The 14032-nt window shown below is 70.6% G+C and carries 10 protein-coding genes and 1 pseudogene; 5 read left to right on the top strand and 6 right to left on the bottom strand.

The genetic code is table 11. The features are described from left to right. Nucleotides 1-21: 21 nt before the first annotated feature. From ACZ69M_RS24970 to ACZ69M_RS24960, 3 genes are all read left to right on the top strand, one after another. The gene (locus ACZ69M_RS24970; RefSeq protein ID WP_470052997.1) at nucleotides 22-3006 is read left to right on the top strand and encodes a glycoside hydrolase family 2 TIM barrel-domain containing protein; all 2985 of its coding nucleotides are present in this window, start codon (nucleotides 22-24) and stop codon (nucleotides 3004-3006) included. A gap of 256 nt (nucleotides 3007-3262) precedes the next feature. Next, a complete protein-coding gene (locus ACZ69M_RS24965) occupies nucleotides 3263-3838 on the top strand; it encodes a helix-turn-helix domain-containing protein (protein ID WP_095856990.1) in 576 nt (191 codons plus the stop codon). 18 nt (nucleotides 3839-3856) lie between these two features. Next, a complete protein-coding gene (locus tag ACZ69M_RS24960) occupies nucleotides 3857-4918 on the top strand; it encodes a threonine aldolase family protein (RefSeq protein ID WP_470052995.1) in 1062 nt (353 codons plus the stop codon). Nucleotides 4919-5136: 218 nt separating this feature from the next. Here the strand turns inward: ACZ69M_RS24960 and ACZ69M_RS24955 are convergent, their stop codons facing one another. The 4 genes and pseudogenes from ACZ69M_RS24955 to ACZ69M_RS24940 all read right to left on the bottom strand — a co-directional run bounded on the left by ACZ69M_RS24955 (nucleotide 5137) and on the right by ACZ69M_RS24940 (nucleotide 10410). Next, nucleotides 5137-6747, bottom strand: coding sequence for a purple acid phosphatase family protein (locus ACZ69M_RS24955; protein ID WP_470052993.1), 1611 nt, complete (start codon nucleotides 6745-6747; stop codon nucleotides 5137-5139). A gap of 247 nt (nucleotides 6748-6994) precedes the next feature. After that, nucleotides 6995-7356: pseudogene (locus ACZ69M_RS24950) on the bottom strand (M24 family metallopeptidase); the annotation flags it as partial. A gap of 339 nt (nucleotides 7357-7695) precedes the next feature. After that, nucleotides 7696-8895, bottom strand: a complete 1200-nt coding sequence (locus ACZ69M_RS24945; RefSeq protein WP_470052991.1) for a molybdopterin molybdotransferase MoeA — start codon at nucleotides 8893-8895, stop codon at nucleotides 7696-7698. Nucleotides 8896-9129: 234 nt separating this feature from the next. Then, entirely contained in the window at nucleotides 9130-10410 is a 1281-nt protein-coding gene (locus ACZ69M_RS24940; protein ID WP_470052989.1) for a methyltransferase domain-containing protein, read from the bottom strand. A 169-nt stretch (nucleotides 10411-10579) separates the two neighbouring features. Here ACZ69M_RS24940 and ACZ69M_RS24935 point away from each other — a divergent pair, with 169 nt between their 5' ends. Next, nucleotides 10580-11431, top strand: a complete 852-nt coding sequence (locus ACZ69M_RS24935; RefSeq protein WP_470052988.1) for an MOSC domain-containing protein — start codon at nucleotides 10580-10582, stop codon at nucleotides 11429-11431. A gap of 33 nt (nucleotides 11432-11464) precedes the next feature. On the opposite strand, the gene cynS is transcribed toward ACZ69M_RS24935, so the two are convergent. Both cynS and ACZ69M_RS24925 read right to left on the bottom strand, forming a co-directional pair. Beyond that, complete coding sequence (gene cynS / locus ACZ69M_RS24930) at nucleotides 11465-11908, bottom strand: cyanase (protein WP_470052986.1); 444 nt, start codon at nucleotides 11906-11908, stop codon at nucleotides 11465-11467. Nucleotides 11909-12086: 178 nt separating this feature from the next. Beyond that, on the bottom strand, nucleotides 12087-12482 hold the full coding sequence (locus ACZ69M_RS24925) for a VOC family protein (protein WP_470052984.1): 396 nt from the start codon (nucleotides 12480-12482) through the stop codon (nucleotides 12087-12089). A gap of 855 nt (nucleotides 12483-13337) precedes the next feature. On the opposite strand from ACZ69M_RS24925, the gene ACZ69M_RS24920 reads away from it, so the two are divergent. Next, nucleotides 13338-13910 (top strand): dihydrofolate reductase family protein, encoded by a 573-nt coding sequence (locus tag ACZ69M_RS24920; RefSeq protein WP_470052982.1) that lies wholly within the window; start codon nucleotides 13338-13340, stop codon nucleotides 13908-13910. Nucleotides 13911-14032 lie beyond the last annotated feature (122 nt).

Below are 14032 nucleotides of genomic sequence, written 5' to 3'. Positions count from 1 at the left end.
CACCAAGAAAGTTGTGACCTCTTGCCCTCCGAGCTTTCCGCGTACGTTTCGGACCCCACACCCGGGCGCGGTGCGCTGCGCCCGGCGCGCTCGTGGCTGCACTCCGACGCTCCCTCTCTCTCGCTGAACGGAACCTGGCGTTTCCGGCTGTCGCCCACGGCGTCGGTGGCACAGGACTTCGCGGCCGAGGAATTCGACGACCACGGCTGGGGGAGCATCCCGGTGCCGTCCCACTGGGTGCTGGAGGGTGACGGAGCCCACGGCCGGCCGATCTACACCAACATCCAGTTCCCGTTCCCGATCGACCCGCCCCACGTCCCGGACGAGAACCCCACCGGCGACTACCGGCGTCACTTCGCCCTACCCGCCGACTGGTCCGACGCCGAGCGGATCGTGCTGCGGTTCGACGGTGTCGAGTCGCTCTTGCGGGTCTGGGTCAACGGTGTCGACATCGGCAGTGCCGGCGGCAGCCGGCTCGCCCACGAGTTCGACGTCACGCGGGCGGTGCGTCCGGGCGACAACGTCGTCGCCGTACGAGTGCATCAGTGGTCTGCGGCCAGTTACGTCGAGGACCAGGACCAGTGGTGGCTGCCGGGCATCTTCCGCGACGTCACGCTGACCGCCCGGCCGCTCGGCGGCATCGAGGACGTCTGGCTGCGGACCGGGTTCCGCGACGGTCGCGGGCGCGTCGAGGCGGAGATCACCGCCGAGGCGTCCGCGTTCCCGGTCACCCTGCGCATCCCCGAACTCGGCGTCGAGCAGGTCTGGGCGACCGCGGCCGATGTGACGCCCGTCGACGCCGGCGAGGTGGAGCCCTGGTCGGCCGAGCAGCCCCGCCTGTACGACGCCACCGTGTCGACGGCGGCGGAGAGCATCGCGCTGCGCGTGGGGTTCCGGACGGTCGAGATCCGCGGTGACCGGTTCCTGGTCAACGGCCGTCGTGTCGTGTTCCACGGGGTCAACCGCCACGAGGCGCATCCCGTGCGCGGCCGGGTGTTCGACGAGGAGCACGCCCGCGAGGACCTGGCGCGGATGAAGCGGTTCAACGTGAACGCCATCCGCACCAGCCACTACCCGCCGCATCCGCGTCTGCTCGACCTCGCCGACGAACTCGGCTTCTGGGTCGTGCTCGAATGCGACCTGGAGACCCACGGCTTCGAGAAGCTCGGCTGGGTGGGCAACCCGAGCGACGACCCGGCCTGGCGGGAGGCGTACCTCGACCGCATCCGGCGGACGGTGGAACGGGACAAGAACCACCCGAGCATCGTGATCTGGTCGCTCGGCAACGAGTCGGGTACCGGTAGCAACCTCGCCGCCATGTCGGCCTGGGTGCACGCACGGGACGCCGAACGCCCCGTGCACTACGAGGGCGACTACACCGGCGAGTACACCGACGTGTACTCCCGCATGTACGCGTCGGTGCCGGACACCGAGCGCATCGGCACGGACGGCACGGACACGCCGCTGCTGAACTGCACCCCCGCGCAGAGTGCCCGGCAGCGGGCCAAGCCGTTCCTGCTGTGCGAGTACGCCCACGCCATGGGCAACGGGCCGGGGGCACTCGATCAGTACGAGGCGCTGGTGCACGAACATCCGCGGCTGCACGGCGGATTCATCTGGGAATGGCGCGACCACGGCATCCTCGCCACGGCGCCGGACGGCACTGCGTACCACGCCTACGGAGGCGATTTCGGGGAGGTCGTGCACGACGGCAACTTCGTGATGGACGGCATGCTGCTGAGCGACGACGTCCCGACGCCCAGCCTGTACGAGTACAAGGCGGTCGTACAGCCGATCCGTTTCGTCTTCGACGGCGACAAGGTCGCGGTGACGAACCTGCGGCACTCGGCCGACACGTCCGACCTGCGCTTCCGCTGGCGCGTCGAGCACGACGGAACGCCTGTGGACGCCGGGGACATCGAGGTCCCGGTGGTCGCGGCGGGCGAGTCCGGGTGGGTGTCCCTCCCGCCGGTCCCGGTGGCACCCGAGGGCGAGACATGGCTGACGATCGACGCGGTCCTGGCGACCGCCGCCCCCTGGGCTCCCCAGGGCCATGTGGTGGCCACCGTACAGTCGGACCGTTCGCCGCACAGCCCCGTGCCCGCCGTCCGGCACCGCACGGGCTGGCGACCGGACCCCGGAACGCTGACGCTCGGGGCCGCCGAGTTCGTGGACGGCCGCCTCGTGAACCTGGCCGGCCGCGCCGTGACAGGCCCACGGCTGGAGTTGTTCCGTGCCCCGACCGACAACGACGAGAGCCCGTCGGACGGTGTGGAGGAGAGCGACGCGAGTGTCCCGGGGGTGTCCAACGCCGAGCTGTGGCGTCGCGACGGTCTCGACCGGCTGACCTCGCGTCGTGTGTCGGTGGAGCGGCCCCACGACAAGGCGGACGCGCTGCGCACGCTCGACAAGGTCTCCGCGGCGAACTCCGCCCTGTTCGTGATGGTGGAGTCCGTCTGGTCGCTCGAAGCCGGCGAGCTCGAACTCCGGGTGGAGATCGAACCGTCGAGGGGCTGGAGCACGGTGTGGCCGCGGATCGGAATCCGCTTCGACCTGCCCGACGGCGGGGCACCCGTCGACGGCGCCGAGTGGTTCGGGCTCGGCCCGTGGGAGTCGTACCCCGACAGCCTGCGGGCGGCGCGCACGGGCCGTTTCTCCTCCGGCATCGACGACCTCTCGGTCGACTACGCACGTCCCCAGGAGACCGGACACCGGTCCGGCCTGCGCCGGCTGACCCTCACGAGCACGGGCGCGAAGGTGTTGTGTGTCGAGGCCCTGCCCGACACGCACGGACGGCGGCCCGGCTTCACGCTCAGCCGCCACACACCGCAGGAACTCGCACGGGCCGGACACCCGTACGAACTCCCCGCCTCGACGACGAGCCGTCTGACCATCGACGCGGCGCAGCACGGACTCGGTTCGCGGTCGTGCGGCCCGGACGTGTTGCCCGAGTCCGCCCTGCGTCCCGAGGCTCGCACGATCAGGCTGCGCATCTGGGCGGGCTGACCTCCCCCGGCTCCCGACCGACGGAGCACGGCACCGCGAGGAGCACCCGTGTCGGCCGACCGCAGCACAGCGGCCGGCCGGCACGGGTTTTGCGCATGGACCACCGGTGGCACGCCTCCCCTCGATCGTCGTTCAATATATCGAACGCTATGTTCATCAGCGCGATGGTTCGGTATAGTGAACGTATGGTTCATTCGATCGGGACCCTTTTGGCCCGCATCCACGTCTCCTGCACCGCGATCCACAGGAGCCTGTGATGACGCCCCCGCCCTCCGGCCGCCAGCCGGTGAGCAGTACCGCAGCCGCGGTCGGCGCGAAGATCCGTCTGCGCCGCCAGCAGCGCGGCATGAGCGCCGCGGAGATGGCCCGGCGCGCCGGGCTGAGCAAGGCCACCTTGTCGCAGCTGGAGGCCGGCAACGGCAATCCGACGATCGACACCCTGGATGCGATCGCGATCGCCCTGCGCATTCCGATCGCCGACCTGCTGGCGCGTGACGCCGACACCGGCCCGGTCTTCCGGCCGGGCACGGACATCGAGCCCGGCGAGGTCTCCCGTGAACTGCTGCGCCGCATCAGCAGCGGCAACAGCCTCGAGATCTGGCGGCTGCGCATTCCGCCCGAGACGGAGCTGCCGGGCGTCCCGCACGCCACCGGCACGATCGAGCACCTGCTCATCGCCACCGGGCACGTCACCGCCGGCCCCGTCGACGCCCCGCAGGATCTGGGACCCGGCGACATGCTCGCCTTCGCAGGGGACGCCCCGCACTTCTACCGCACCGGCGCGGAGGAAGTGGACATCACCGTCGTCTTCGCCTCCCCCATCAGCACCTGAGACCAAGGAAGACGCTTCATGAGCACCACCATCGCCATCACCCCCTCCAGCCGTGCCTTCATCAGCGACAACATGGCCGGGGCGTCCCCGCAGATAGCCCGGGCCGTCGCCGACGCGGCCGCCGGACAGGTCCTGCCGTACGGCAACGACCCCTTCACCGACAGCGCTCGCCGCAGGCTCAGCGAGATCTTCGAGCGGGACGTCGATGTCTTCCCGGTCACCACCGGGTCCGCCGCCAACGGCCTGAGCCTGGCCGCCCTCACCCCGCCGTGGGGCAGCGTGCTCTCCCACCCCGACAGCCACATCAACACCGACGAATGCGGCGCTCCGGAGTTCTTCACCAACGGCGCCAAGCTGGTCGGTGTGCCAGGCCCCGACAACAAGATCGACCCCGAGGCGCTGCGGGTGGCGGTGCGCCGCCGGGCAGGTGACGTGCACAGCGTGCAGCCGTCCGCGGTGAGCATCAGCCAGGCCACCGAGAGCGGCAGCGTCTACACCCTGGAGGAGATCCGCAGCCTGTCCGCCATCGCCAAGGACGCGGGACTGCGCGTCCACATGGACGGCGCGCGCTTCGCCAACGCCCTCGACCATCTCGGCGCCACCCCGGCCGAGATGACCTGGAAGGCCGGCGTCGACGTGCTGTCCTTCGGCGCCACCAAGAACGGCGCGATGACCGCCGACGCGATCGTCTCCTTCGACCCCGCACTCGCCGCCGAACTCGCCTTCCGGGTCAAGCGTGCCGGGCAGCTCGCCTCCAAGATGCGCTTCCAGGCGGCCCAGATCGACGCGTACCTCACCGACGGCCTGTGGCTGCGCAACGCCCGCCAGGCCAACGCGATGGCCACCCGCCTCGGCGACGGCCTCAAGTCCATCCCCGGCACCGGCCTGCTGGCCACCCCACAGGCCAACATCCTCTTCTGCCGACTGCCCCAGCAGGTCACCGAAGGACTCCTCGCCGAGGGCTACGTGTTCTATCACGACCGCTGGGAGCCGGGGATCGTCCGGCTCGTCACCGCCTTCTCCCACAGCACCGACGACATCGACCAGCTGCTCGACGCGGTCCGCCGCCACAGCCGCTGACGCTGTCGCCGTAGGCGACTGTGAACTGCTCACTGGAGAAGCCGGGCTTCTTCCAGGCGCACGAAGAAAGGCGCCTGACCTGGGATTCACCCGTCAGGCACCTTTCAGGCGCCGTACTCTCCACGCATGGACCGCTCGATGGGCGTCCACCGCTTTCGGCACGAAGTGCGGTTCACCCCTGCGTCAGCGGGGACCAGCGGGCAGCCGGATCGGCAGGGTCACCTCGTGTGGCCGTCGGAGCGCCGGCGGTGGAGCGTGAAGGTCTCGAACACCGACAGATCGCCGTTCGGCTTGTTCACGTTGTAGTAGGTCACGTGCATGCGGGTGGTGTCACCGGCGTGCCGTCCGGGGTCGACGGTGAAGGCGGCGAAGCCGTAGGGGTGCTCGATGTCCCGGACACCGGTCCAGACCGCCTCCTCCTTGGTGTAGGTGGAGGTGCGCTTGCCGTTGGAACCCGGGGTCGCCGACACAGCGGTGATCACCTTGGCGGTGCCGTCCGTGAAGAACTTCTCGTTCGTCGTGCCCGAGACGCCTCCGCCGCCGAGAATCATGTGCACGGTGCCAAGACCGGTGTCGATGGAATCGGTGGCCTGGGAGACCGGGCGCGGGGTCAGAGTCTCACTGCCGGTCACGACGCCGCGGACGGCGAGCGAGCGCTCGTAGTTGTGCTCATGGCCGCACAGGACCAAGTCCACACCGTATCTGTCGAACAGCGGCCCGTACTTCTGGCGCAGGCCCAGGTCGGCGCCGTTCGCGTCCGAGGAGCTGATCATGACCTGGTGCATGGCGACGACCACCCAGTCGACGTCACCGCAGGAGCGCGCCGCCTTCAGCTCCTTCTCCAGGAAGGCGAGTTGCCGTCCACCGGAGTAGCCGCTGATGTAGACGTCGCCACCGTCCTGGAGGCAGTTGTCGTCGTTCTGCAGCACGATCACCCGGACGGAGCCGACCGTGAACGCGTACCACAGGCCCGCGAGCTCGGCGTCGGTCTCGGTGGAGGGCAGCGTGAAGTAGGTCTGGTAGGCGCCGAGCCCGAGCGGGCCGTTGGCCTTCTCGATCTCGTGGTTGCCGGCCGCCGGCATCCACGGGCGGAAGCGCGCGGAACGGGTGTTGTTGGTGAAGAAGTTGTTCCAGGTACGCACCCGGTCGACGTCCAGGTTCGCGTAGCACAGGTCGCCGTTGAGCAGATGGAAGAGCGGGGCGACCTGCTCGATGCCGGTGACGATGTCCTTCGTCGCGGGGGTGGAGTTCGCGTCGAGCGCCACCGTGCCGTTGGCCGCCCAGGTCACCTGCGGAGCGGACTGGTCGCCGAAGCTGGTGAAGGTGAACGGCTTCCGTCCGCGCGGAGCGGTGCGGAACGTACCGCTGTCGGGCGTCGTGCCCTCGTGGGTGGCGAGGTAGACGTAGTCGGTACCCGGGGTGAGCCGGTTCAGCGAAGCGTGGTGGACGTGGACGGTACGGCTGGAGGTGCCGTCCACGTAGGTGGCGGTCCGGGCGTCGACGCTGGATCCGAAGCCGTGCTCCAGGGTGCCGTAGTGCACAACGGGTCTGGTCACCGGTCCGTCGGTGATCCACGACACCGTCATCTGGGTGCGCGGGTCCGCCCCGAAGGTCAGGTGCAGCCCCTGGACCGGGGGCGCACCGGCCGAGTCCGCGGTGAGGTGAACGGCCGGGGCGTCAAGCGGAGCGGCCTGCGCCGTACCTGCTCCCAGCAAGGGGGTGACGGCCGCGCCGGCCCCTGCCGTACCGAGAAGGCCCAGCGCGTGGCGACGGCTGACCCCCTCGGAAGACTGCGTCGACTCGTCCGATGTCCCTGTCTGTGTGGCCATGGTGCCCTCTCTGGCGAGCAGTTGAGCTGACAACCACCGCACCCTGGCGCGCCCCAGCGGCCCCTGAGTGAACGGTGCGTTGCCAGACGGTCATCGCGCCGCGAGTGGCGGGCCACGGAGGCGATTCTTGCCCCGGCCTTTGCCAGTGGCCGCCCCGCCGTTGACGCGGCCGGGCCACGACCATCGATGAGCGAGGGTCCCTTCGACCCGGTCGCCCTTCCTGGAAGGAGCGTGCCGGATCAGCCGAGGTCGAGCAGTTCCTGTAGAAGCCGCCGAACTCGCGCCCCCGGTCCACGAGGTGGATCTCGAGGATCCAGTGGCAACGGCGCCCGGCCTTGTCGGTGCGTCGGCAAGCCGCTCGACCTCGGCGTACAGCCGCCTGCCTGTGAGGTCCGGGGCGCTCTCGAAGAAGCGACGCCCGGCCGCGAAGGCCTCGGGCAGGTCGTCACACAGCCGCTGCTTGACCGGGTCGTCGCCGAGGACGAAGGTGCGCCCTAAGTCGGCCTCGTACTCCTCGAAGAGGGGGCCGAAGTCGGCGAACACGATGTCGTGCGCGGCGCTGACCCGGTCCGGCGGGTCACAGCCGCTCCGCTTTCGCCTGGGCATCCAACAGACATGCGGCGCGCCTGGGTTCGTCGTCCGCCAGGGGGCCGACCGTAGACAGGTGAATCATCGTCCGGCAAACAGATTCGTCACGGCCGCAGCCGCTGCCAGGACCAGTCCAGGCCCGGCTCACGGTCGTAGCGGAGCCTGCGGTGCGGTCGGGACATCGACCTCCGTCAGTCGGTCGTGCGCCGTGGGCGAGGACGGGCCGCTCCGGTCGGCCCTCAGTCATGCGCTGTCGACCCTGGGTACCGGATACGGACGGGGCAACACCGCGCCGCCCGGCCGACGGCACGCCTCGCCGCGCGGTCGAGGGCTGACCGGCGCCGCGGCGTGAGGTGCCCCTCATCCCGTCAGTGGAAGCAGGGTCACCGGGGTGTGGGGCCGCCAGTCCGGTGGTACGGCGGCGAGCGCGTCGGCGAGGGCTGCGCCGTGCAGGAACGCGGGCCGTTGTCCGCCGACGGGGCGGGCGGTGGCGCCGTCCCAGGTGACGGGGATCAGCCGGGTACGGCCAGGGGCGGTCGTGATGTCACCACTCAGCGGGATGCGGGGCAGGGCCCGCAGAGGGCGCCCGGTCAGGCCCGCGAGGAGTGGGGCGAGCAGGGTGTGGGCGGCGGTCAGTGCCGCGTACGGATTGCCGGGAAGGCCCACGATCCAGCGCCGGTCGGGAAGTTGGGCGAGCAGTTGAGGATGGCCCGGGCGGACGGCGACCGCGTCCACCACCCACCGGGCTCCGTGCTCGGCCAGCAGCCTCCTCAGCTGGTCGGTGACGCCGACCGAGGTGGAACCGGTCACCACGATCACGTCGGAGTCGTACGACGTGGTGAGCACGACCGTGGCCAATGACCCGACAGGGTGGTCCGGCACGGGACGTACGTCGGTGACCTCGCCGCCGAGCGTGTGCACCAGCGGCGGCAGCAGCGGGCCCAGCGCGTCGCGTACCTGGCCGGGGGCCGGCCGCCCGGAAGGGATCAGTTCGTCGCCGGTGACCAGGATCCGCACGCGAGGCCTGGGCCGTACCGGCAGCGTGTCGTGGCCGCAGGCGGCGGCCAGACCGAGCAGGGCGGGACCGACCCACGTCCCTGCCGGCACCAGGCACGCGCCCGCTGGGGCGTCCTCGCCCACCAGGCGGATGTGTTTCCCCGGAGCCGGCACCGGGCCGCGTACCGTCGCCCCGGCCCGTACCGCGTGCTCCAGCGGCAGCAACGCCCGGGCGCCGCGGGGCACCTGCGCGCCGGTGGAGATCTCCACCGCCTCGCCCTCGGCCAGTACCGTGGGCACCTCCGTGGCACCCGCGCGCACCGTCCCGGCCGACAGCCGCCACGGGCCGGGGCCGGCGACGGCGTAGCCGTCCATGGCCGCGGTGTCGAAGGCCGGCAGTGGCTGCCGGGCGCACAGGTCCTCGGCCAGCGTCAGCCCGGCGGCCCAGGTGAGCGCCACCTGCCGGGCGGGCAGGGGCAGGGGGGCCGCATGTGCCAGTTCGCGTGCCCGCGACCACGGCACATCGCGGCAGGAAGTCACCGGGGCTGCGGCAAGTACGGTCATGTGTCCACCGTGTCGCCGTCGTTTTACCCCCCGTGGCGCCGGAGGTTGCCGCCACGCACCAAGTCGCTCACGCCTGCCTCGCCGGGTCAGTGAGGAGCGGGTGCCCATGACGGCGCCCGGGAGATTCTGGACCGGACGCCCGGGAGATTCCTGGTCCATCTGCCAGGCACTGCGGCGCACTACCCGCTGCGGGCTCGATCACGCCGCCCGCTGTGCCGCGCTGAGCCGAGGAACTCAGCCGACCCTTACGGCACGGGCCAGGAAGTGGTGCCGCGCGTCCTCGTAGTGGGCCAGCCGCCAGCCGGCCGCGTCCAGCGCGGGCCGCAGGTTGGTCTCGGCCAGCGGGTCGTCGGGGTCCAGGGGTCGGCCGTGCCGGGCTGCGCGTTCGACGCGGCCCGAGGGGTGGAAGAGCAGGAGAGTGCCGCCCGGCGCGGTCACCCTGGCCCATTCCCCCAGCGCGGGGGCGGGTTCGGGCAGGTGGTTGATGAGTCCGGCGCTGAAAATGCCGTCCACCGAGCCGGACGGCAGGGGCAGGTGACAGGCGTCGGCGAGCAGCAACGCCGCGAGCTCATCGCGGCCGTGCCGGGCGGCGGCATCGAGCATCGCCGCGGTGACGTCCACCCCGAGCACCACACCCTTGTCTCCGACTCCCGCCCGCAGCGCGGGCAGCGCCCGTCCGGTGCCGCACCCCAGGTCGACCACCGTCTGCCCCGCGCCGATCCCCATCCGGGCGACGGCAGCCGCGTAGACGGGTCCGTCGGCCGCGAAGCGCTCCTCCCAGGTCTCGGCCCTCGGCGTGAAGAACGTACGGGTCGATGTGTAGCCGGCGCGGGCCGCCACCAGCGCGGCGAACCGGCCCAGTACCCGGGCCCGGTGGGGCGCGAGGGCCGCCAGCTCTTCGAGCGCGTCCTCGCGCAGGCCCGGCACGGCTGCCGCGTCATCCGGGAAGGCGGTCGCGAAGGCGTCGACCGCGGCGGCGTCGACCTCCAGGTGGAACTGCAGTCCCCACGCCGCCGCGCCCACCCGGAACGCCTGCACCGGACAGCGGGCGCAGGAGGCCAACACCACCGCCCCGGCGGGCGGATCCAAGGTGTCACCGTGCCGGTGCAGCACCCGCAGCCGCTCCGGGATCCCGGCGAACAGCGGGTCCCCGGCGGCGGACCCCATCCGCACCGGCGCCCATCCCACCTGGAGTCCGGTCCCGGGCCGGGCCGTTCCTCCCGCCGCCACCGCCAGCAGCTGAGCGCCCAGACACACGCCGAGCACCGGCACCTGAGCATCCAGCGCCGCACGCAGCAGGCCCAACTCCGCCGTGCGTGTGGGGAAACCGTCGTCGCTGTACGCGGACATCGGGCCGCCCAGCACCACCAGCGCCTCGGCCCCGTTCAGATCCTCGGGAAGCGGGTCGCCTGCCCACACCCGGCACACCCGCAGCGCGAGCCCGGCTGCCCCCAGGGAGGTGCCGATCTCGTACGGGCCCTCCTCCGCCACGTGCTGCACCACCAGAACAGCCACGGCCGACCCCTTCCAACTCCGCAGATGCCACCCTGAACAGCGGGATCACATCGTACGCGCGAACTCTGATCGACCATCCAGATGGCGTCTGCGGAGACAGGCGGGCACCGCACCGGCAGGCGCGGGAAAGCCCTTGCCGCTCGCTGTACGGACCTCGATACTTTGCACGGTGACGTCGGAGGAAGCAGGCAAGCTGGGAACGGTGGGCCGGCTCATCCGCTACCCGGTGAAGTCGATCCTCGGCGAGGATCTCTCCACGGTCGACGTCACCGAGCGGGGCCTCGCCCACGACCGGCGCTTCGCCCTGACCGACCGGGACACCGGCAAGGTCGCCAGCGCCAAGCACCCCCGTCTCTGGCGTCGGCTGCTCACGTTGACGGCACGGGCCGAGGATGGCGCGGTACGCATCAGCACTGCGGAAGGCAAGGCGCTGTGGTCGACCGGACCCAACGTCGACGAGATGCTGTCGGAGATCGTCGGCCGCCGCGTCCGCCTCACCGACACCCCTCCGCACGAGGCAACGCTCGACCGTGCCGACCCCGAGGATGTACTGCGTGACGCCTCGCAGCCCCCGGTGAGTGCGCGGGAGGGACGACTGGGCGGCGGTTCTCCGGAGGGCACGTTCTTCGACTACGCACCCGTGCATCTGCTCACGACCTCAACGGTCGCCCGGATCGCGGCCCTGGCCCCGACCGGCACCGCCGAAGTGGAGCGCTACCGCCCCAACATCGTCATCCGTACCTCTCTTGCCGCGGGTTTCGCGGAGAACGACTGGACCGGCCGCGCCCTGCGCATCGGCGCCGAACTCGTACTGCGCGTCATCGCACGCACTCCGCGCTGCGCCGTACCCACCCTGGCGCACGGCGCCCTGCCCCCGGACACCGCCGCCCTCCGGGTCCTGGCGGACCACAACCGGGTCATCCCGTTGGACTCGATGGGGCCGCAGCCGTGCGCCGGCGTCTACGCCCAGGTGCTGCGGCCGGGGCCGATCCAGCTCGGCGACCCCGTCCGCTGGGCCTGACACGAGAAGCCCCTTCGACTGCTCAGTGAGTCACTACCACTGGTAAGGCAGGTACTTCCCGTCGAGGGTGATGACGACCCGGTCGCCCGCGGGGTCGGGAACACGCCGGACATCGAGCCGGAAGTTGATCGCGCTCATGATGCCGTCGCCGCACTGCTCATGGATCAGCTCCTTGATGGTCGGTCCGTACACCTGGACCACCTCGTAGAGCCGGTAGATCGTGGGATCCACAGGTACGGCCGCATCCAGGGCTCCCCGGGTCGGCTGGAGCCGGAAGGCCAGGGCGACGTCGTCACCGAGTTCGAGCAGTGCCGCCGCTGTGGCCGCCTCGTCCTTGCCCATCGGGTGCTGGCCGAGCAGGGCCGCCGTGGTCCAGGCCAGCGGCTTGCCGACCGCTTCGGCCAGTTGCGCCCATGTGACCCCGGTCTTCACCTTGGCCTGCCGTACGGCTTCGGCCGCTTCCCGCTTGGTGAGCATGTGCATCTCCCTTGACGACGGTGGTCCTGGTCGCACGTCACACCAGAGTAGGAGCCGTGTCGGGGCATTGACCCGACGACCCACTGGCCCGCAGAACCACTGGCCAACTACTGACCCACTGAGATCTTCTCGGCAACGTAGCGGTTGCGGTGCGTGACGGGGTGCGGGTGCCCGCGGCCTAGGTCTGCGGTGCCAGGGTGCGTAGGACGCAGAACTCGTTGACCTCGGGGTCTGCCATGACCACCCAGTTTCGGTCTGACCCCTGGCCCACGTCCGTCCTGGTGGCGCCGAGGCCGAGTAATCTGGTCACCTCGTCCTCGGTGCTGCCGTCGATCGGGCTGACGTCGAGGTGAAGCCGGTTCTTCACGGTCTTGCCCTCAGGTACCTGGATGAACACCAGGGTGGGCGGCATCTGACGGGCCCGAACATCCTCGACGGCCGGCACCCAGGAGCCGATCTCGACCTTGCCCTCGCTCCGGTCGATCACCTTGAAGTCCAGGACCTCGCACCAGAAGGCCGCGAGCCTCTCAGGATCGTGGCAGTCAACGGCCAACTCGGTGAACCTACTTGTCATGACTCTCCCCAGGTAGTGCGGACGGGGTTCAGAGTATTGGCCAGGCCGCCCGTCCGACAGATCCGCGATCTTCCTGGCTGGCGAGACAGTCAGACGGGCTTGACCCGGCATCAGATACGCGAGAAGCCCCTGGCAGGAACAGGTCTGCGAAGATCACGTTCCGGAACCCAGAGGCTTCACGCGTTGACCAGTCCCACCTGCACCGCAACGCTCGACGTCGGCAGGGAGACCGCCGGGGCTCTCGCCCAAGCAGGCCGACACGCTGTGGGCTCGGGACCGTAGCTCCCTCAACGCCCTCGGCGAACGCTGGGCCGGCACCAGCCCCAACCAGACCGACTGGCGCACCCAGGCCGGCGCCCTCGAAGCGCTCACCGCCGCCGCGGGCTGACGACCGGTTCCGGGAGCCGGCTCGCACGCGGGTCCCCGACCCATGTGCGAGCCGGCCGACGCGAGCGCGTTCGGCGCTCCACGACTGGACGACTTCCTCCGGCGCCTCGTCGAACAACCCTGGCTATGGCCGCCACTCTCGCGGGCCCGCCCAGGTCGCCGGTGGCACTTCCCGGGCCGTTTCCCACTGCCCGACGGCTTCCCACGCGCGCCCTGCCCGTCGCCGATCCATCCACCGAAAACATTAGTCTCCTTGACAATTTTTTTTGTCGGAGAGATTCTGGAGCGGTGCTGGACGGCGAGGTGGTCCGGTCCGGGCGACGAGCGCACCGGGTACCGCCGACGGCGCACCGGCCTCCCTCCTGGGCGGCCCGCAAAGACTCCCCACCAGGAGGCCGCCGTCTCGAACGTGGTCGAAGCGGCGGCGGGCAATCGAAGACCGCGCACCAGAAACCTAAGGAAACCAGCATGCGCACCCTGATCAGCTCCGCCTTCATCTCGCTCGACGGCGTCATGGAGGCCCCGGGCGGCGAACCCGGCTACCGCAACTCCGGATGGACCTTCAAGGACGTCGAGTTCGTCCCCGAGGCGTTCGACATCAAGGGGCGGGAACAGCAGGAATCCACCGCTGTCCTGATGGGCCGGACCAGCTACGAGGCGTTCAGCCCGGTGTGGCCGGACATGAACGAGTTCACCCACTACAAGTCCATGCCGAAGTACGTCGTCTCCACCACCCTCACTGAGGACAAGCTCGTCTCGAACTGGGGCGAGACCACCATCCTTCGCTCCCTCGACGAGGTCGCCGCCCTCAAGGAGACCGACGGAGGCCCGATCATCGTCCACGGCAGCGTCGCCCTGAACCACAGCCTCGCCGACGCCGGCCTGATCGACCGCTACCACCTGCTCGTCCACCCGCTGCTGCTCGGCGCGGGCAAGCGTCTGTTCCCCGCCACCGACAAGGACACCCAGAAGCTCAAGCTCGTCGAGCACGCCGTGTACTCCAACGGCCTGCAGATGAACGTCCTCGACGTCGTCCGCTGACCAAGCCCCGGGTCTTCCCATGCCGCGGGACGCGATGATCACGCACGGCCTTGATCCACTTTCGAAGAGGGCCCCAGGAGCGCGCGGGGTCGTCCTGGGAGGACTCCGCCGCTGCGTGATGC

It is taken from the genome of Streptomyces sp. NPDC107454, assembly GCF_055582885.1.
This window is presented reverse-complemented; position numbering and strand designations above follow the sequence as displayed.